The sequence below is a fragment of the Trichococcus sp. K1Tr genome, assembly GCF_028309625.1.
Lineage (GTDB): Bacteria > Bacillota > Bacilli > Lactobacillales > Aerococcaceae > Trichococcus.
The window spans coordinates 339,136-359,818 of the sequence record NZ_JAQMHR010000003.1 but is presented as its reverse complement, the minus strand read 5'-3'; the positions used below and the strand labels follow the sequence as shown (position 1 = coordinate 359,818).

Below are 20,683 nucleotides of genomic sequence, written 5' to 3'. Positions count from 1 at the left end.
ATCTTTTCTCGCCCGCTATTCGATCCATCAAAAATAAAAGGGCCCTGCCCAAACTAGACTTGGTTTGTCTAGTTTGGGCAGGGCCCCACGCATTCAATATGCTGTTTATTTTGCTACGCCGGCAGTCCATTCTGCGACTAGATCCGGATTAGCTTCGACGAAGGCTGCAGCAGCGTCTTCAGCTGATTCGCCTTCATAGATTTGAAGCATCAATGCTTCGACATCTTCGATGGTCCAGTGGAATTGATCCAATACTTGGTATGCTTCCGGCATATCAGTTTCGAGTCCTTCACGAACCATGGTGTGGATTGTCTCTTCGCCGCCGAAAATTCCGTTGGGATCATCCAGGTATTTCAGGTCATAAGCCGAGAATTTCCAATGCGGATTCCAGGCTGTGATGATGATTTCTTCTTCATTTGCAATCGCCTGTTTGAGTGTGACGGTCATAGCGCCGGATGAGGACGTTTCGATTGCCCAATCGCTCAGGTTCGGATAATCGGCCAGCGCGCGTTCAGTCGCTGCTACGAGGCCTGCACCTGGCTCGATGCCGGTGATGGATTTGCCTGCTTGATCGGTCAAATCTGCGATGGAATCGACATCCATATAGGCAGGAACGGCCAAACCGATTTTCGCGCCTTCAAGGTTTCCGCCTAGATCGACCATCTTATCGCCGTATTCTTCCAGTTGCGCGCCGTGCGTTCCTGGCAGCCAAGCGCTCAGCATGGCATCCGCTTCGCCTGTGGAGACGGCTTCCCACATGATTGCGTTATCCAATGGTGTCAAGGTCACATCGTAACCAAGGTCTTCCAATACTTGGGCAACTACATGGTTTGTGGCCACTGCGTCATCCCATTCGACGTAAGCCAGTTCGATTTTCTGGCCTTTGCCGACCGTGTCTTCAGTGGATGCTGTATCTTCTGTCGCACCGCAACCAGCGGCGATGAGTGTGACACCCAAGCTCAATCCGGCAGTAAGTCCGAGGCGTTTCCAGTTACGTTTTGTTGTTTTTGTCATATGTATGTTTCTCTCCTTTTTGTTTGGCAATTAGGAATATGTGCGTTTTTATATAGCTTTATGATGCGCTCTTTTTGCTGAATTTTTGGGTCAGACGGTCGATGATGATGGCAAGCACAACCAAAGCCAGCCCGGATACGAAACCTGAACCGATTTTGGCGCGTTGCAAGGCGGAAAGGACATTACGACCCAATCCAGGTGCACCGATCATCGAAGCGATGACGACCATCGACAAGGACAACATGACGGTCTGGTTGATGCCGGCCATAATCGTGGATTTCGCCAGCGGCAACTCGACTTTGAACAACCTCTGTGCGCCGGTGCTGCCGAATGATTCGGCTGCTTCAACCAATTCGGTGGAAACTTGTCTGATCCCAAGATTCGTGAAGCGGACGGTCGGCGGGATCGCGAAAATAAGTGACGCGAGCACCCCGGGAACCATGCCGATTCCGAAGAAAGCTACGGCCGGGATCAGATAAACGAAAGCCGGCATCGTCTGCATGAAATCCAAGACCGGATTGATGATGCTGTTCGCAAGTTTGCTTTTCGCCATCAGGATACCGAAAGGCACGCCGATCAGGACGGACAGCAAGCTCGAAAACAGGACCAGCGTCAAGGTGAACATCAAGTCTTCCCATAGTCCTTGGTTGTAGATGAACCAGAGACCGACGACGGAAAAGATAGACAGGCCGAATTTTTTCCCTGAGGCAAAGAATGCCAGCAGAGCGACTAATACGATCAGGATGACTGCCGGTATGGCCGTCAGCGTTGAGGTCATCAGATCGATCAAAGCCTGCGAAGACGCTTTGATCGGATCGAACAGGAAGCTGAACGTGTCAGCGGTCTTGTCCGTGACGTATTCAGTGAACTCAGCAACCGGCAATTCAGGAATGAAATTTAATAGATTATCCATTTACGGACACCTCGCTTTCTCCTGCCAAAGCGGCTATGACGGCGCCTCTGACAAGTACACCCACCAATCTGTCGTTTTCGATGACAGCGACCGGCGAGCTTGAATCATGGATGATCGGGAAAATATCGCTCAAAGTGGTATCTTTGGAGACAGTCGGGATATCTTCTCTGAGGATGCCATCCACTCTAGTAGCGTTGGCTTTCAACGCTTTCGTAGCGTCCTCGGCAGTGATGTACCCTTTCAGTCTGCGGTGATTGTCCACCACAAGGATTGTTGAAATCCCTTCTTGGCGCAATAATTCCAATGCGAAGAGCGGACCGTGTTTCTCGATGTTCATGACGATCGGACGCTTCATGATGTGTTCGGCAGTCAATACTTTCGAACGGTCGACATCCTCAACGAATTTTTCGACATAGCGCGTTGCCGGATTGGTAAGGATTTCCTCCGGCGTACCGATTTGGACCAATTCCCCGTCCTTCAACAACGCGATCCTGTCCCCGATGCGCAAAGCTTCGTTCAGATCATGGGTGATGAAGATGATGGTCTTTTTAACGTTTTCCTGCAGATCCAACAGTTCATCCTGCATCTCACGACGGATCAACGGATCCAAAGCCGAGAAGGCCTCGTCCATCAACAGGATTTCCGGGTCATTCGCCAGTGCACGGGCCAAACCGACCCGTTGCTGCATTCCGCCTGATAATTGGTGCGGATACTGGTCGCTGTAGTCGCCCAAACCGGAATTTTCCAAGGCACGTTGCGCTCTTTCCTTGCGCTCGGCTTTTGCGACACCTTGAACTTCCAATCCGTATTCGGTGTTCTCCAAAATCGTGCGGTGCGGGAATAAGCCGAAGTTCTGGAAAACCATACTCATTTTTTCCCGGCGGACTTGGCGCAATGCCTTCTTGTCCATGACCGACAAATTCTCGCCGTCGATGAGGATATTCCCTTTTGTCGGTTCGATCAGACGGTTGAACATCCGTACCAACGTGGACTTCCCGCTTCCGGAAAGCCCCATGATGACGAAGATTTCCCCTTCTTCTATAGAAAGACTGACATTGTTGACCCCGACAGTCGCTCCAGTAGCGCGCAAGATGTCTTGCTTGCTCTTATTTTGCTCCAGCATTTCCAGAGCCTTATCTGCTTTTTTTCCAAAAATTTTCGTTACGTTCTCTATTTTTATTTTCGGCAAGTGCATTGCTCCTCTCAAATTTTTGATGCTATATGCGTGGATTCTTTTAATAGTGGGAATCAAATCCCCGAATCCGATTATGGGCCTCTGCAATGTACAAATATAGTGTTACATTTTCACTTATTACGAAAATATAAATTGAAGATAATTTTGTTACATCACAAAGCTATAACCACTATTATCCAGTTATGGCGTGGATATGCAAATGAAAAATGAATTATTTGTGAATTTTTCGCGAAAAAGAATGCGGTTACATACGCTTCCTAAAGGTAACCGTGAAGAATCCGAAATATTTTTAAAACAGTTGTTTGAAGAATCAGTATGTTGCTATTCCACGCTTTCAATATAAGCACAACCCGTACTGATGGCTTCCAGTTTGCGCACGTAAAAAAGGATCCCTGTCTGTTTAATGAGCAGGAATCCTTTTTCAATCAGTTATTTTTTCAGGTGATGCTTTTCGCACTGCATGCACGTCAGGCTTCATTTACGATCAGTGCAATTCCGGCCAGTAATCTTTGTTGTCTTCAATCAAGTCATCCAGAATGTCCTTGGCAACTTTTGCGCTAGGGATCGTTTTCGATAACGTCAAGGCTTGCCATAGTTTTTGATAGCTCTGTTCGACATAGGCTTCCACCACTAGTTTCTCGACCGTCACTTGTTGGAACATCAAGGCCTGTTCAAATGCAGGGATTTTCCCTTGGGCCAGTGGTTCCGGACCGTCATTCCCCACGATGCAGGGCACTTCCACCATCGCATCATCAGGGAAATTGGCGATTGCGCCGTTGTTTTCCACAATCATCAGCATTCTTTCATGTGTGTTGAACGCAATCGCGCGGGCTAAGTCCACGATGAAGGAGGCATGACTGTCGATATGGAAACCTCCATCAACTGCGGTTCCCTTCTCGATGATGTTGCGTGCAGCGGAAAATACTTCTTTTTCGCGGCCGTTCATCACTTCATTGGCACGCGTATAGTTGCGATCGGAATGCGCCACTTCATAATCCGGGTACAAATAATATTTCAGATAGGTATTCGGCAGATAACGCGGATTGACTGCAAGCAGATCTTTCGCTTTCTTGTGCGTTTCCTGCCAACTCTGATCCATGTGTTGCGTGTCGACTTCAACCTGGGTCAAGTACCCGTTCTCTGCCACATAGTCGCGGATCTGATCAAGATACTCATGCCCTTCCTTGTCTTTCACGCTTGTCCACCAGCCAAAGTGGTTCAGTCCAAAGTAACGGACTTCCAGGTCTTGCGGATCTTTTCCGATGATTTGGGACATTCTGCGCAATGTTCCCACAGGCATATCACAGATGTTCAGCACTTTCGAATTCGGACGCAGGACGCGGCAAGCTTCTGCCACAATCGCAGCCGGATTTGAATAATTCAGCATCCAGCAATCCGGCGAATAGGTTTCCATGTGGTCGATGATTTCCAGCATCCCCGTGATGCTACGCATGCCATAAGCAATACCGCCTGGTCCGCAGGTTTCCTGGCCGATTACGCCATGACGCAATGGAATCTTTTCGTCCTTTTCGCGCATTTCGTATTTGCCGACACGGATATGTGCCATGCAGAAGTCTTTATCCGTGAACGCTTCTTCTGGATCGGTTGTGTACGAGAACTTCAAATCGGGTGCCTGTTCTTTCAACAGGATTTCCAGAGCCTCGCCCAATACTGCCTGACGGTCTCCATCGTTGTCGTACAGCACCAATTCACGCATCGGGAAACGATCTATATTATCCAACATCATCATCACGATTCCTGGCGTAAACGTGCTGCCACCACCAGCAATGACTACAGAAAATTTCTTCATAAACAATTCATCCTCACTTTTTGAATTCAGATTATTCTTCAACAATTCCCCTATTTAATACATTATCTACCGATTTCCGGATCGCATTCACCTGCAAACCATATACGACTTGCACATTTTGGCCTTTCTTGATGATGCCACTGGCCCCGGTCTCATTCTTCAGGATCCCTTCGTTCACTTTTTCGGGATCGGTCAAAGTGAGTCGCAAGCGAGAGTAGCAATTAGTGACGGTCTCAATATTTTCTTCGCCGCCCAACGCAGCCACAATCGTGTGCGCCAAGCCCAAATCGTTCGCAGGCTCTCCTGGCTGAGCATTTTTCTCTTGATAATCCTTTTTCGAATACAATTTTGTTTCCTGCCCCGATTCCTCGCGACCGATCGTCTTGTAGTCAAATTTGGTGATCAAAAAGCGGAACAAGAAGTAATAGACTACAAAGAAGAACAATCCAACCACAATGTACATCGGCCACGCGGTCCGTTCTGTCCCAAGCGGCACATTATACAGCAGGAAATCGATAAAACCATTCGGGCCGATTGCTCGAACATTCAAAATATTCAGCAGGACCATGCTCAAACCGCTCAAGCCGGCATGGACGATGAACAACAACGGTGCGACGAACATAAAAGAGAACTCGATCGGCTCTGTCACGCCGGCGATAAAGGAAGTAACGGCTGCCGGAATCAAAATGGCGCGAGCTTTTGCTTTGTTTTCAGGGCTTGCTTTATGGTACATCGCCAAGCAGGCACCGATCAGGCCAAACATTTTCGAAATTCCGCGGGCATCCCAGATGACGCTCGGCGCAAGCAAGCCGCCGTCCGCATTGGCGATTTCAGCGAAGTAGATGTTGCGCGCACCCTCAAAAATTTCGCCTGCGACCTCAGCGACTCCGCCCAATTCAGTGTACAAGAATGGTGTGTAGACTAAGTGGTGCAGTCCGGTCGGGATAAGCAAACGCTCCAACGTCCCATACAGGAAAATGCCGAAGTTGCCGCTTTGATTGATCAAGACCCCTAAGCTGCTGATGCCGCCTTGGAAGAATGGCCAGATGTAAGTGAACAGGATGGCTAACAGCACAACTACCGGAATCAACACGATAAAAACAAAACGGGTGCCGCCATAAATTTGGAAAGCATTATTGAATTCTTTGTCGGCGTAGCGGTTATGGACGATTGCGGTGACGATTCCGAGGAAAATCCCCAAGAAGACACCCATATCCAAGACCTGGACGCCTAAGACCATCGTCTGTCCCGTGCCTTGTAAATTTCCTTCCACCAACATGCCTTGCAGACCCATGAAGCGGTTCATGGCATTTATGAAGACAAGGTAGCCGAGCAAGGCAATGAATCCGGCCTCCGACTTTTTCTTATTGGCCAATCCAACGGCCAACCCGACACAGAAGACGACGCCCAAGTTCACTAAAATCGAAACGAGTGATCCGGATAGGATCGTTCCGAATCCGGTTGTAACCGGGTTATTCAAAAATGGCAAAACTTCCAACAGGCGCGCATTGGTAAATAGATTTCCTATCGCGATCAAAATACCGGCTATCGGCAAAATTAAAACGGGAATAAACATCGCTTTGGAAAATTTCTGCATGGTGTCCATGACTCTCTCTTTCATTTGTTTCCCTCCAATATGATTTCTTTAATATGACTACAGTGTAGCGGGAACCGATCGGAAATAAAAGGCTTTCACAACGTTAAAAAACGTGTTCCGCAAAGACGAAACACGTTTCACTGACTATTCTGTTTGATTCTGTTGTCATGCTTTTTAAGCTTTTCTTTCTTCTGTCTGTTCATCAACTTCATTGATTTCTTTCAGGTAACGGCTCAATAGATACTCCACAAGCAGCAACGTAAAGGGAAAGAAAGTATTGGGCAACAGATTCCGGTCATCGAGCTTGTGTTGATCGGTAACCTTAAAATTCAGATCGCTGCATTCACCGAGGCGATTGGGCGTTTCCTTCGTGAAGGCTACTGTAAAAATGCCCGCATTCTTCGCTTTCAGCACTTTGTCGATGACACTTTGCGTTTCTCCCGATTTGGAAATGGCTACGAAAGCCCCGATGTTCTTCAGATTATTCTCCAAAACCCCGATGGAATCCAATGTGGTGGCAAGGATGACTTGTTTCCCGAGGAGCAGCAGTTTTTTGTAGAGATACTCTGCTGCAATCGCCGAAAAACCGGCAGCATAGATGAAAATGAATTTCCCGTCCAAACTCAATACTTTTCCGATGAACGCATCCATATCCTCTATTGAATTATGCTGCAGCACGAGCGCATGATCCAGTTGGAAAAATTCATCTTCCGACGTTCCTGCAGGCATGGTTTCGGCATTGACCAGCGGCAACAAGTGATAATAAAGATCGATGAAGCCCGTATAGCCTAGCTTTTTGGACAAGCGGATGACGCTTGCCGGTGAGGTGTAATTTTCTTTGGCAATCTGGCGGACACCCATTTGTAACACGGTATCCATATTGCTGATGATGTAGGTCAGCAGTTGTTGATCTGATTCGCTTAATTCCTTACCCTGAAATAACTTGGCAATATCTACCACGCATGGATCCACCCCTAAAGTTTTTTGTCCTCTATAGTATAACGAAAACCTGCCTGTCTATGCATATTGATTTTAAATAATTTGTTGAAATATAAGAGGCACTCCATTCTGTGGGCGGTGGTTCCGAAGATTGCAGCAACAGGTTATTTTGCGGGATAATATGTCGAGATAACCCGCCAAAATGATTTTGGCGGGCTTCCAGGAGCAGATTTCCTCGGGATAACCTTCCACCGCGCTCTCGGCGGGGAAATTCAGTGGAGCGCCCTGCATTTTTCCCCGCCAAATCGCTGTTGGCGGGTTTTTCTGCATCTCCGCGCGCACCCTTCCGCGCCTCCGCGCACCCAACGCAAAAAAAATGCACCACCCTTACTCTGCCAACAGAGCTTAGGGTGGTGCGTTCAACTATCATTCGCCGCTTCTTCAGGCCAATTCCCAAAGTTCGAAGCTGTAATCGATTGTGCTGCCTGCCGCGAGTGACAGACCGGTTTCTCCCGCTTGCGGGAACACGCGGGAAGTGAAGGTGCCTTCGCCGTCGTTGACGAAGATTTCGATTGAGCTGGTGTCGACGAAAATCTGCAGTTTCACTGCATCCATCTGTTCGACCGTCAGCGTGCGAGTCGTGCCGAAGTCTTCGGCGAACGGGATGCCGCAGCGGCTGCGATCGATCGTGATCTTCTTGGTAGATGGATCCAAGGTGATGCGGAAACGTTTGTCGTTGTCGGCATCCTCGCAGAGATCCAATGTCACCGGCGCGTGGTCGGCTGACGCATGGAAAGCTACATCCAGCTGGAGTTCGTAGCAGTTACCACCGTTGCGCTCGATCGTCTTTTCGCTAGACAACAAACCGGCATCATAAACAGTTTTCTCCTTGCGCAAAGCAACCAATTCGCGGACCGGTCGCTGGATCAGTTTGCCTTCCTTGATGGACAACTCGCGCGGCAACGTCAGGCAGTGCGCCCAGTCTTCGCTGTCGGTCGGATACGCGACATCCGGCAAGCCCATCCAGGCCGTCAAGATGCGGCGGCCATCCGGGCTTTCGGCGGTTTGGGTGGCGTAGAAATCGAAGCCGGCATCCAGTTCCTGGAAACCATTATGCTCCAATTTCAACTCATCCATCCGGAAATCATCGGCGATGACGTAACCGGTCTGGAAAATATTGTGGTAACGGTCGCCTTCCGGCTCGATTCCCTGCGGTGAAAACAGCAGCACTGTTTTTCCGTCGATTTCGAACAAGTCCGGGCATTCCCACATGTAACCGAAGTCCGCCAAGCCGGCGTCGATTTCACCCATCAATTCCCATTCCAAGGCATCCTTGGAACGGTACAGCAGGATCGTTCCGGTTTCATCGGTGCGTTGGGCACCGATGACGGTATAGTAGATGCCGTGTTGTTCCCAGACTTTCGGATCGCGGACGTGGTCGGTGTAGCCTTCCGGATTGCCGGCGATAGCAGGCGGCAGGAACTTCGTGAAGCTGCCGTCCGCTTCCATGCGGGCGACGATTTGGTTCGGCACCCTTTCCCATTCTTCCGTGCGGACATTGCCTGTGTACATGATGTGCAGCTGGCCGTCCTTGACGAAGCCGCTGCCGGAATAGACTCCGTGGCTGTCGTATTCCGTGTCAGGCAACAGCGCAACGCCCTCTTCATTCCAATTTACAAGATCCGTCGAAGTCATATGATACCAATGCTTCAGGCCGTGGACCGCGCCCATCGGAAACCATTGATAGAAGAGATGCCATTTGCCGTCGAAATAGGTGAAGCCGTTCGGATCGTTCAACAGGCCGGTGTTCGGTTGGATATGATAGTGCTGGCGGAAGGGCGACTGCGCCACCCTTTTCGCCAATTCTTCCATATAGTCGTCGGAATAATCCGAGAGTTTTTTATAGCGCTCCTCGCGCGTCCATTCTTTCATCGTTTTATTCCTTTCCGTGTCAAATTCGTCGTATGTCTAGCAGTCCAAGCCTGCCTCTCGGAAATTAGACCGATTAGGTCACAGTGTTTCCTTATTCAGAGTTGAATGAACCTGTTCCGCATTTCTGTTTTTCGCTTCGTCTTTTGTCCAGTCGCGTTTGCTGAAGACGTAGGTCATGGATACTGTCGTGAGTGTCGCGATCAGCATGCCTATGATGTAGAACCACAAGTCTTCTTGTTTGATCGAGATGACGCCCGGCAGACCGGCTGCGCCCAATGCGATCGCTTTGACTTTGAAGAAGGAAATGAACGCACTGCTGACGCCGGAACCGATCATTGCTGCGTAGAACGGGTAGCGGTATTTCAGGTTGATACCGAACATCGCAGGCTCAGTGATCCCCAAGTAAGCGGAGATCGCAGAAGCGGAAGCCAAGCTTTTCGCTTTTTGTTCCTTGATAATGAAGAACATCGCCAATGCAGCAGCTCCTTGAGCCACGTTTGACATAGCGGCGATCGGGAAGATGAACGTACCGCCTGTTTTGGCGATATCAGCCAACAATTGCGTTTCGACTGCGATGAAGCTGTGGTGCATACCGGTAACGACCAGTGGAGCGTAGAAGAAACCGATGATGGCTCCGCCGATGGCACCTGTCGTGTCATACAACCATACAAGGCTGTTTGTCATCACGTCGCCGAGTGTGCGCGTCAGAGGTCCCACCAAAGTGAATGTCAGGAAACCTGTAATGATGATAGCAAAAAGCGGTGTAATCAGGTTATCCAATGATGTGTGCACGCGTTTGTGCAGGAAAGTTTCGATTTTAGCAAGGATGAAGGCCGCAAACAAGATCGGCAGGACAGTTCCTTGGTAACCAACTTTTGCGATTTCGAATCCGAAGATATCCCAGAAAGGCACTTCTCCTGCAGCCAAAACTGCCGGATAGTTGTAGGCATTGACAAGATCCGGGTGGACCATCAACATCCCCAAAACAGCTCCCAAGTAAGGGTTGCCGCCGAATTTCTGAGTTGCGCTGAAACCGATCAGGACTGGCAGGAATACATATGCCGCGTTGGAGAAAGTGTTGATCATCGCTGCAAAACCTTCGATAGCAGGAAATGCTTCAATAAGTGATTTACCAGCAACGAACAAATCTTGTGCCGTGAATACGTTGTTCAAACCCATCATCAAACCGCAGGCTACGATGGCCGGGATGATTGGTACGAAGATATCCGAAAGCAACTTGACGCCTTGTTGGATCGGATTCAATTTCTGCGAGCCTGCTGTTTTGACTTCTTCTTTGCTCATGGCGTCGATGTCCGCCATTTTGATGAATTCTTTGTAGACTTCATTGACTGTTCCGGAGCCAAGAATGATCTGGTATTGACCGGCTGTGGAGAAAGTCCCTTTGACTTCGTCGCGTGCGTCCAATCCCGCTTGATCGACTTTGCTTTCATCCCTCAAAACCAAACGTAGTCGTGTCGCACAGTGCGTCGCCGCTTGTACGTTGTCTTTCCCGCCGATGTCCGTCAACAATTCTTCTGCAATCTTTTTGTAATCCATTTTTTTCTCCCTCTTTCCTTTGATCTGTTCTGCCTAAAAATAAGTGCAATAAAAACTTTGTTTCTTTTCGTTTCGGAACCGGTTCCTTTCTGGTTCAAAATGATAAGGAGCAGGTTTTCTGTATTGGTGAAACCGGTTCCTCTTGATATGAATAGTAAACCCTTTCAAAGATAAAGTCAAGCGTTTTCTAAAAAAATTATTTTGCATTTTTTATGGATCGGCTTGAGATGGCCTCTCTTTGCTAAATGGAGTAAAAAGATGGAGTAGTTGTCGTAAACCGAACAGAACTTTCGCATTGCGTTCAGCCGACTGACGAGGCGTTCACCCACTGTTCGTCAGCCTCCATTTTTGCCGGCCGCCCAAAATACAAGAGCAGCCCACCAACATCGCATCGGATGTTGGCAGGCTGCTCTTGTTATCTTTTTGTGTTACTGCTTAGTCTGCCGCAACTGGATTATACAGCGAGGCAGTAACCCTTTTAAATACTAGAACCTCCTCAAGTGGTGCCTAGTGAGGTTTATTCAAGTTCGAGTTCAGCTTGCAGTAGGTTCTGAACGCGAGTCAGTTCGGTCTCGTCAACGAAGTTATAATAGATTTCGTTCAGCATGCCACCGGTGCCGCCGAGCTGTTGCTGTGTCATGTTGTCTACTGCGCCAAGGTAATCCTGGTTTTGGAGCGTGTAGAAATCGGACATTTGGAAACTCGTCTGCACGTTGGATGACAGGGATTGCAAAATGGTTTGATAGTTCAGCAGGGTTTCCGGGGTCGCAAGCTTGCGGATGACGCTTTCGATGACCAAGCGCTGTCTTCCTTGGCGACCGGTATCGCCGGCCGGGTCTTCGTAGCGCATGCGTGCGAATGCCAACGATGCCTCACCATCCAGTTGATTCGTACCTTTGACGAAATCATAACCACTCTGGGTGAACGCAAGCGGGCTCTCAACATTGATGCCGCCGACCGCATCAACGATTTCCTGGATACCGGCCATATTGACCATCGCGTAGAAATCAATAGGGATGTCCAGCATCTGCTGGACGGTATTGATCGACATCGCGGTGCCGCCGAATGCATAAGCGTGGTTGATTTTGTCCGAAGTACCGTAGCCGACAATTTCGGTGTAAGTATCACGCGGAATGCTCAATAGTGTGGTCTTTTGGGTATGCGGATTGATTGTGACGACCACCATTGAATCGGAACGTCCTTGTTCAGTACGACCTAGGTCGCCGGTGTCAACGCCCAATAAAAGGATGGAAACGGGCTCGCCTGCTTCCAATAGTTCCGAAGGCGTCAACGCTCCAGTATCGGCTCTGCTTTCTCCGTCAGTACCTGCCGAGGAATCATATACTGTCCCGGTATTCGTCGTTCGGAACGTCTCGACCTCGACTGGTGTATAGGCCGTGTCCATCGTATTTTTCACGCTAACATAGATTGAATAGACATACCCGAGTATACCGACCACAAGAATTGCAAGGATACCGACAAATATTTTCAACCCATTCTTTTTTCGATTATTTGATCGCATTATTTTTTCTCCTCTTTTTTTGTGAAAGCCAACTATAATATAATTGTTGGTGTTTCCTATATTTTAGATTACTTGGGCCGGATAGTAAAGTCGTTTTGCAATATTTGGGTAACAGTTACCGTTAGAAGTTGTTGCAAGCAATTCTTCCCCAGAAATAAGGTACGCTGAATACGAAATTTCAGGCAACTCACCAATCTTGTTGGAAGTTCCAAAAAAAACATCCTTCATCCAATGTTAACATAAAAAGAGGCTGGGACATAACTAGCTTAAAAGAATCAAAAAAAGGTTCCAACCACCACAGACTGGTAATTGGAACCTTTTTTGAGGATTTTGGTGCAGCTTCCCTCCCAAGGAGGGCTTCACGGGCAGTGTACTTCCTCAAGTTCACTGCCATAAGCGCAAATCCTAAGTCATTGCGCACTTTCTCTTTTCCTCTTACAGAGAATCGAGGGAAGCACAAATTAGCATCCAGGAACCCGAACGCTCGTTCTACACCGATATTCCGTTTACCGTAAATCGCGCCAGTCTTCTCATCCGAAAGCAAACCTTTGATTATTTTTTTCTGTTGTTCCCATTTCTCGTTGTACCGGATAGTCCGATTGTTTCGTTCTTTTGCCTTGGTGCATTGTTCTCGCAAGGGTCAATCCGAACAGTCCGCGCACTCATAGAATTTGAAAGTTCGAGTGAAGCCATAGGAATCTTTCCGATTGGATATATAACGGAAGGGAAGCTTCTGCCCATTGGGGCACGTGAAAGCATCCTCTTTCTCATCATACTCCCAATTGGAGGAGTTGAAAGGATTATTCCGATATTTCTTCTGTTTTTCCTTGCGATAGGTGTTGTAAGTGACGAGGGGAGTCGATTCTCGGTTGTCCAAGAATGGTATCAAGGTGCGTGTATCCGTTAGGTTTGGGTAAATATCGTAAGCCAATGCATATTGACCTTCGGTCGCTATCTGTACATTGTAACCAGGCTTTAACTGGCAGTTTTTCATGTAATTATCTTTCATCCTCATGAATGTGGCATCTTGATCCGTCTTGGAGTAGCTGTTTCTTTTTTCGAAAATTGTCATATCACGCTGATATTTTTACTTCCGCTTTGCCATATCCAAAAACAGTTTGTGATACTTCTTCGGGAATTTTCGTTGGGATCGAAGTTGCTTTCTTTCACTGACTGCGTCCGAAAGTTCTTCCAGACTTTCTCGCTCAATCCCTGGGGTAATCTCTTTCTCGAGAAGCCCATCATACATTTGGTTGGATTTCTCGATGAGGGCAGCACTGTACTTTTCAATCGACTTGTGCCAAACAAACGTGAATCGATTGGCGTTGGCCTCAATCTTTGTGCCGTCTATGAAGATAGCCTCATCCTCAATTAAGCCTTCCTGCACCAATTGGCATCGGAACTGCACGAAGCATTGACGCAACAGTTCTTGAACCGCAGGGTTCACCCGGAAACGATTGATGGTACGATACGTGGGCTCATAACCTTGCGCGAGCCACATCATCCTTACGCTGTCCCGAAGCAATCCTTCAATTTTTCTCCCGGAAAACGCTGATTGTGTAGGCACACAGGATGATCTTCATCATCATTCGCGGATGGTAGGCGGGGCAACCCGTCTGACGGACGAAAGCGATATCTTTTTTTGGTAATTTTACCGCTAAATAGATAGGCAAAATAACTTGATTCATAATATAATGTTTAAACATAAGGATACCTTTTTGTTTACCAAAAACCTCCGTAGGAGGATAAAAAAAATAGACGCGAACTTACCCAACTTAGGTAAACTCGCGTCTATTTTTTCTATTCAGTTGGGGTTTTGTCCCAGCCTCTTCATTTTTCATTAGCTTATACGCCGTACCTGCTACTGCACCATCTCCACAGCAGCTTTCGCAATGGTAGTTTTTCGTTTCGAATAGACCAGACTCAAGCCTAACCCAATCAGAACAACACCGATTGCTACATAAAAGGCTTTCGTGAAGTCGCCATTATTGGCCGCTGCTAATGACGCCGTCACTTTCGGCGCGACAAAGGCGGCGCTCGAAAAGCCGATAAAGACGATACCGTAATTGACGCCCTGATTTGCTGGGCCGAAGTTATCCATGACCAATCCTGGGAAGACGCCCATGACGCCGCCGAAGCAGAGACCCAGAGTGACGACACCGACAGCAAATGCCCACACTTGGTTGACGCTGACGAGCAGGACAAAAGCAAAAATGATGGCACTGTAGATGATGATGACCGCCCGGATCTGACCGATGCGATCGGAAACCGCGCCCCAGAATACCCGGCCGGAGGTGTTGCTCAAGGAATACAGACTGACGTAAGCCGCTGCGGCCGATGCCGACAACCCGAACATGGATTGCCCGATCAGCGATGCATTCGAGGCGATCATCAAGCCGGAAAAAGCGCCCATCGCGAACATCAGTATCAACAGGTAGAAGGCTGGGGTTGCCAACATTTCCTTCCAGTTTTTGTTTGCGGTGATGGCTTTTGCTGGAGCCGAAGTCTTTTCGGAGGCTGTATCCGCTAGCGGAACAATCTGCTTAGGTGCAGAGCGAATGAACAGACTGAAACAGAAACCGACTAGCGCATACGCTAAGCCCATGCGCCAGAAAGCTTGGCTCACGCCGTAGCGCTCGATCAGCGTGTTCGCGATCGGAGCCGCGATGATCGCTGCTCCGCCCATACCACCCGTAATCAGACCGGAAGCCAAGCCTTTTTTATCCGGGAAAAAGCGGATCGTGTTGCTGAGGCAAGCAGAATAAGCAAAGTTCTGCGCAAATCCGCCGAAGATGCCGTAGATCAGGTACAACTGGAAGATGCTCGTCGCTTGACCGGTGAACGCGAAGCTGATCCCGAATAGGACGACGCCGATGCGGGCGATCCATTTCGCCCAGCCGCGGTCGGTAAAATATCCGCCGAAGATCATCGGGATCGGCCCCACTGCGGAATTGATCGCGAACGCCATCATGATGTCCGGCACCGTCCATCCCCGCAACTCCGCCAACGGTCCTGCGAAAACGCTGAACGTATAGACGATACCGGTGCACAACAAAATCCCCATCGAGCTGATCAGCACCACCCAACGATTTGTTTCTTTCTTCATTAATTGTTCCCCCTTATCCGATTTTTTCTATTTTTTAAAGAGATTGGCGCAAAAGCAGCGCCGCTATCCCAATATTTGCTTATGCCTTTCACATTTGAAGGTTGTTCCAGTATGCCACGGAATCGGGGTATAGGGTAACACTTAATTGGTATATTCAGTTATAGACTGATGCTATATGTGCTTTGGTGGCCGGCCGGAGCTAGGTTGCTTGCGCGGGCGCCCTGCTCCGGCGAGGGAGCGCTCGTCGGAGGACGAAGGCAACTTCTGGGCTCCTCCTCCGACGGGCACGGTCTCATCAGAGGACAGCACGCATAATGCGGGCCGAACTCCGGCGTAGCCTACGCTCATCGGAGGAAAACTCGGTCCATCTACTGTCCTCTAACACCATAGTGCGTACAGTTCAGCATCCAGACTCCGCCAGATGTCTTAATGAAATTAAGCCCATTGGTACGTCTGTAGCGACAGCCCCCATTCACAGTAGTTATCAGACAACCCAAGAAATTTAAACGGGTAGGTGATCCCACTTCGCTTTTATCCTTGTTGACGACTAGCTTTGGGTTGTCATTCGCTAACAGTCCCTACTTCAAAGCCTGTAGTGGACTTTCACCACCAAGTTATCACCCGTGCCGGGCGCACGTTAGAAGGGGGTGTCTCAATAGGACAATGTCATTAACTTAAGGGTATCGACAAATAAGAGACAGTGGAAATGGGAGATAAATTCTCTCATGTCCACTGTCTCTTTCTTTTCTGACAATCGAAAAAATACCCAGGAAAGCCAACCACTCAGCACAGTGGACCGAAATTGTCGAATAGCTGAGGAACATGCGACAATTTGCTTCCACGTCGGGCCGAGATTGTCGGATGTCGAGAAACATTCGACAATCTCGGCCCCGCAGTCAAAAAAAGCGAGGGTGCATTTTGCATTCTCGCTTTTTACAGTTGTCTAGTTGCTTAAGTTAATGACATTGCTCAATAGGAGGCAGCCTCTTGTTTGCGGTTTGGCGGGGTATGTCTGCCCTTGAACTACTCACCACTTAATTTCTATCGAAATTTGAAGTGTGAGATTCCTGCGAACACCGGTGTATCCACCCGTTATTGAGCAGGCTCTGCCCGTCGTCCCAACGGTGAAAGTTTTGCTGGTTTGTACGTTGGACTCGCCGCACGTTCCCATGTGCTTGGTTTTCGCTAGATGGAAACGTGCGGGATGTCTGAACGTTGAAGATTTTACCTGGCAGACGAATTTCCTGCCAGAACCCCCTATCTTCAGTTTTCAAAGAACAACCTACACGCATATTATAGTACGTATGTTCGGGTTGTTCAACAATTTAGGCTGACGCCATTCATCTCCCGCCTACTACTTGGGCTACGCCCTTTTCATTCCTTGAGGCGGGAGTATTCTGGCGGAAAACGATAAACATAGAAAAGGGGGTGCCTCAGAACCAGAAAAGGATTTTCTGGTTCTGAGGCACTCCCCTCTTTCTTTATTCAATTAATTAATCTAAATTAAGCTGCTCTGAAATTTTATTCGACTGTACTTTCACAGCAATGAACCCTGTCACAAATGCTCCTGCAATGACAACTAGGTACTGGACCATAGATGCGAAACTACTGGTGTACAGCAACAGTCCAGGAATAAAGGTGATTCCCATACCTGTAGCGGATAGGCTAAAGATATAAGTAAGCAGACCACCCACAGCTCCTCCCAACATGCCGGAAACCAGTATTCTCAAACTTCTCAGATTGACACCGAAGAGAAGAGGTTCTGTAATTCCAAATAAGGTAGATGTGGAAGAAGAAATAGCGTTAGTTCTCTTTAGTTTAACATTCATTAGTAACGCTGCACTGATCGCTGCCCCTAATTGTCCGGCCATACTGGCTGTAATAAGTGGATTCAGCACATTTTCACCTGTATCGGCAAGTAGCTGAAGCTCAATGATTGACAAAGAATGATGAAGTCCTGTAATAACCAAGAGTTGTTGAAGTGCGCCAAATATGATATATCCAATACCAAAAGGTGCATTAACCAGCATAACGATAAAGTCACTGACTGCAATCTCGAATGTATGCGTGATAGGACCTAAGATAAAGAGCATTAGAAAAATGGTTACTGTTAATGTTACAAACGGCGTTACAAGCAGGTCGATGATCTGAGGAACAACTTTTCGTAGCTCCTTCTCAATTCTTGATATCAGATACCCTGCTACGATAGCGGGGATGATGGACCCTTGATAACCTACAATAGGAATATTCAGTCCCAAGAAAGAAACGTTGAGTGCTTCAGCGCTTCCACCTGCTACAGCCCAAGCATTAGGCAAATTAGGAGATACCATCATAAGGCCGACTACGATACCGATAATGGGATTTCCACCAAATTTACGAGTGGCACTATAAGCAATAAGTACTGGTAGGAAAGCAAATGCGGTATCTGTCAGCATCTGGAACATGCTCAACATAAGTGGGCTAAATTCTACACCCAGTTCCACAAGAAGTCCTCTTAGACCCATTAATAGTCCCGTTGTGACCAGTGCAGGAATTAGAGGAATCAGAATATCCGCCAAAGTTCGAACGACTCTTTGAACGGGAGTCATGTTGGAGTAAACATCTTCTTTAAACGCTGTATCCGCTGACTCATCCATCTTTGTATATTGCTTAAATTCAGCATAGACTTCATTTACCTTTCCAGTTCCGAAAATAAACTGGTGTTGTCCTGTATTAAAGAAGTAACCTTTGCTTCCAGTGACATTTTCCGCCTTTTCCTTGTTCACCTTGCTGTTATCTCTTAAGATAATTCGAAGTCTGGTAGCACAGTGTTCAAAATTTTTGACATTATCTTGGCCTCCCACAGCGTCAAGAATGTCTTTGATGGTTTGTTCATTTTTCATTAATGATTCCTCCTTTTGTTCTGTTGTGCCTAAGAATAAGTGCAATACAAGCTGTGTTTCAATCTATTGCGGAACCGGTTCCTTTCCGGTTCAAAAACGAGAGGCGCAATTTTTCTTCAGTGAAACCGGTTCCTCTTGATACAAATAGTAAACCCTTTCATATTTAAAGTCAAGCGTTTTCTAAAAAAATATTTTGTGTTTATTATGAACCGGCTGGCGACGGCCTTTCCTTGGCAAAAGCGTTAAAATGAAGGCAAAGATTCTGTATTTAGTTATCCCATAACCGCCAGCACAAACGGCATCGCGAAGATCCCGATCAGGATGGAGACGGAATTCATGAAGGCGGAGGTTTCGACGTCCCCGCCCGCTTCATCGGTGAATCCGGTCGCCATGGATGCGATCGGCGAAAAGAACAGCATGCAGAGGATTGTCTTCACGACCATTGAAACCGGCAGGAAGAGCACGGTCAGGATGGAAAAGATCAGCGAAAATCCGTAGCGGATGGCCAAGTATTTGAAGGCCAGCTTGAAGCGGTGCGCGTCCAAGCCCAATTCCAAACCGATCCCAATCATCAGCATCGCCAGGAATGTATTGGCGCCGCCCACAGTGGACGTAAAGGTAATGACTGCATCCGGCAATTGCAATCCGAAGAGGCGCATCAACAAAAGAATCAAGTATGTATCGAACAGCGGCGAAAGGAACATGAGCTTGAGGAAGCCGCCTAAGGTCGTTTTTTGTTTCTCGTCCGCCACCGAACGGGACCAGCCATAACCGATTCCAGCTGCGCCGAAGGAATTGCCGACATCGAAAAGGGATGCGAAAATGATCGACTGCGGGCCCATCAATCCGGCGATATATGGCATCGCAAAGGCCCCGACATTGTAGCTGCCGATGTTGATGATGCCGAAAGCTTGTGCTTTGCCGCCTTTCCGCTGGTTCACCAGATAGCCGGTGATTTGTTGGATCAGGTTCGTGATGATGCCGATTGCCGTCAAAAACAGCAGGTTGTAGGTGATGTCGAACGTGTTGAAACTGGTGATCAGTGCGCAGGGCAACGTGATCCGCAAAACGATTTTCGAAAATTTCGGAAAATCCTCTGCTTTGACCCATCCGATTCGTTTGATGACGTAGCCGATCACGATGATCAAAATCAATGATGCGGCTTTTGCTGCTATTTCACCCATTACGTTCCCCCTGCTCGCGTTTTTCCTTCAATTATAACAAAAAAAATGCCGTTTCATCCGATTTTTCTGTATTTCGTAATCGCGTTACGGATTCTTTTGCATCCTCGATCAGAGCATTCAAAAAAGTTCCGCCTTCCCCACTGGAATGGGCTTGGCGGAACTTTGAGAGTCTTTCTATTCTTCGTATTTCAAAACGGAACGCTCGCCCAATGGTTGGACCTCTCGGTTGTTGCCTTGATAATATTCGTTGAAGGCCGCAATCTGTTCCGCAGAGACTTCCACAGGGTTCGCCATCACATACCACTCGACATTTTCGGTCAGCGGCGGTGTCGTCAAGGAGCCTAGGTAATGGTAGTAGCTTTTGTTGGCCGGAAGCAGTTCGGCAACGTTCAGGCTAAGTCCGCTCGCAACAGTAGCTTCTTCATTCGCCTTCACATCATCCAGAATCGCTTGAAAGGCAGCATTCTCGGTTCCTTCTTTAAAGAAAACCGCGATGACTGCCAAACGTCCGTCCTGTGCTTTGTGGACAAAATGCAGTTCGATCGGGAAACTTTCGCCATCCACTGTATGCTCGCTCGGGGAATGCAGATGGAATTGCGCCAGTTCAAAACTGCGTCCGGCAATCGTCGCCTGGCCGCCGTCCTCGATTTCGATGCTGTGCCCGTTGTCGACCACATCGATGATCTCTTCCGCATAGTCCAGTGTCAACGAGCCGTCTGTGGTCATCGCTTCGGTTGCACTCGTTTCGATATTGATCGGGGATTGCATCTCGCCGTATTCGAAGTCCCATTCATCCTGATTCTCGTAATCCAAATGTTCCTCAGTAGCCGCTTCGGTTGTTTCTTCAACTACCGCTTCGGAAGTCTGTTCCGTCGTCGCCTGCACGCTGCTGTCCGTTTCCGTCGTTTCTTCTTGGCCGCAGCCGCTCAATCCCAATAAGGCGAACGCCCCCAGAACCGCCAAATATTTTTTTAATCCTTTTACATCATTCATTTTCCCGATCTTCCTCCTCTAACGCAGTATCTACTTATT

Annotated in this window: 11 protein-coding genes and 2 pseudogenes; all 13 read right to left on the bottom strand. The window is 48.2% G+C overall.

From position 1 onward, the window contains the following. Window positions 1-105 precede the first annotated feature (105 nt). The 13 genes and pseudogenes from PH235_RS08100 to PH235_RS08040 all read right to left on the bottom strand — a co-directional run bounded on the left by PH235_RS08100 (window position 106) and on the right by PH235_RS08040 (window position 20,644). A pseudogene (locus tag PH235_RS08100) lies at window positions 106-1,927 on the bottom strand (ABC transporter permease/substrate binding protein). Beyond that, window positions 1,920-3,122, bottom strand: coding sequence for a quaternary amine ABC transporter ATP-binding protein (locus PH235_RS08095; protein ID WP_443080851.1), 1,203 nt, complete (start codon window positions 3,120-3,122; stop codon window positions 1,920-1,922). The pseudogene PH235_RS08100 and the gene PH235_RS08095 overlap by 8 nt, the downstream one beginning before the upstream one ends. 484 nt (window positions 3,123-3,606) lie before the next feature. Continuing rightward, window positions 3,607-4,932, bottom strand: a complete 1,326-nt coding sequence (locus tag PH235_RS08090) for a 6-phospho-alpha-glucosidase (protein ID WP_272161852.1) — start codon at window positions 4,930-4,932, stop codon at window positions 3,607-3,609. A 31-nt stretch (window positions 4,933-4,963) separates the two neighbouring features. Further along, complete coding sequence (locus tag PH235_RS08085) at window positions 4,964-6,553, bottom strand: PTS transporter subunit EIIC (protein WP_272161851.1); 1,590 nt, start codon at window positions 6,551-6,553, stop codon at window positions 4,964-4,966. Between the two features lie 150 nt (window positions 6,554-6,703). Beyond that, window positions 6,704-7,489 carry a MurR/RpiR family transcriptional regulator gene (locus PH235_RS08080; RefSeq protein WP_272161850.1) on the bottom strand — a complete coding sequence of 262 codons (786 nt, stop codon included), beginning with the start codon at window positions 7,487-7,489 and terminating at the stop codon, window positions 6,704-6,706. Between the two features lie 420 nt (window positions 7,490-7,909). Beyond that, window positions 7,910-9,400, bottom strand: a complete 1,491-nt coding sequence (locus PH235_RS08075; protein ID WP_272161849.1) for a glycoside hydrolase family 32 protein — start codon at window positions 9,398-9,400, stop codon at window positions 7,910-7,912. Window positions 9,401-9,478: 78 nt separating this feature from the next. Continuing rightward, complete coding sequence (locus PH235_RS08070) at window positions 9,479-10,957, bottom strand: sucrose-specific PTS transporter subunit IIBC (RefSeq protein ID WP_272161848.1); 1,479 nt, start codon at window positions 10,955-10,957, stop codon at window positions 9,479-9,481. Window positions 10,958-11,474: 517 nt separating this feature from the next. Then, window positions 11,475-12,479 carry an LCP family glycopolymer transferase gene (locus PH235_RS08065; RefSeq protein ID WP_272161847.1) on the bottom strand — a complete coding sequence of 335 codons (1,005 nt, stop codon included), beginning with the start codon at window positions 12,477-12,479 and terminating at the stop codon, window positions 11,475-11,477. Between the two features lie 355 nt (window positions 12,480-12,834). Beyond that, window positions 12,835-14,185, bottom strand: a pseudogene (locus tag PH235_RS08060) (transposase); the annotation flags it as partial. Window positions 14,186-14,340: 155 nt separating this feature from the next. Beyond that, window positions 14,341-15,585, bottom strand: coding sequence for an L-lactate MFS transporter (locus PH235_RS08055; RefSeq protein WP_272161846.1), 1,245 nt, complete (start codon window positions 15,583-15,585; stop codon window positions 14,341-14,343). A 1,493-nt stretch (window positions 15,586-17,078) separates the two neighbouring features. Then, complete coding sequence (locus PH235_RS08050; protein WP_272161845.1) at window positions 17,079-18,467, bottom strand: PTS transporter subunit EIIC; 1,389 nt, start codon at window positions 18,465-18,467, stop codon at window positions 17,079-17,081. Window positions 18,468-18,739: 272 nt separating this feature from the next. After that, window positions 18,740-19,651, bottom strand: coding sequence for an AEC family transporter (locus PH235_RS08045; protein WP_272161844.1), 912 nt, complete (start codon window positions 19,649-19,651; stop codon window positions 18,740-18,742). A gap of 174 nt (window positions 19,652-19,825) precedes the next feature. Then, a complete protein-coding gene (locus PH235_RS08040; RefSeq protein ID WP_272161843.1) occupies window positions 19,826-20,644 on the bottom strand; it encodes a carbonic anhydrase in 819 nt (272 codons plus the stop codon). Window positions 20,645-20,683 lie beyond the last annotated feature (39 nt).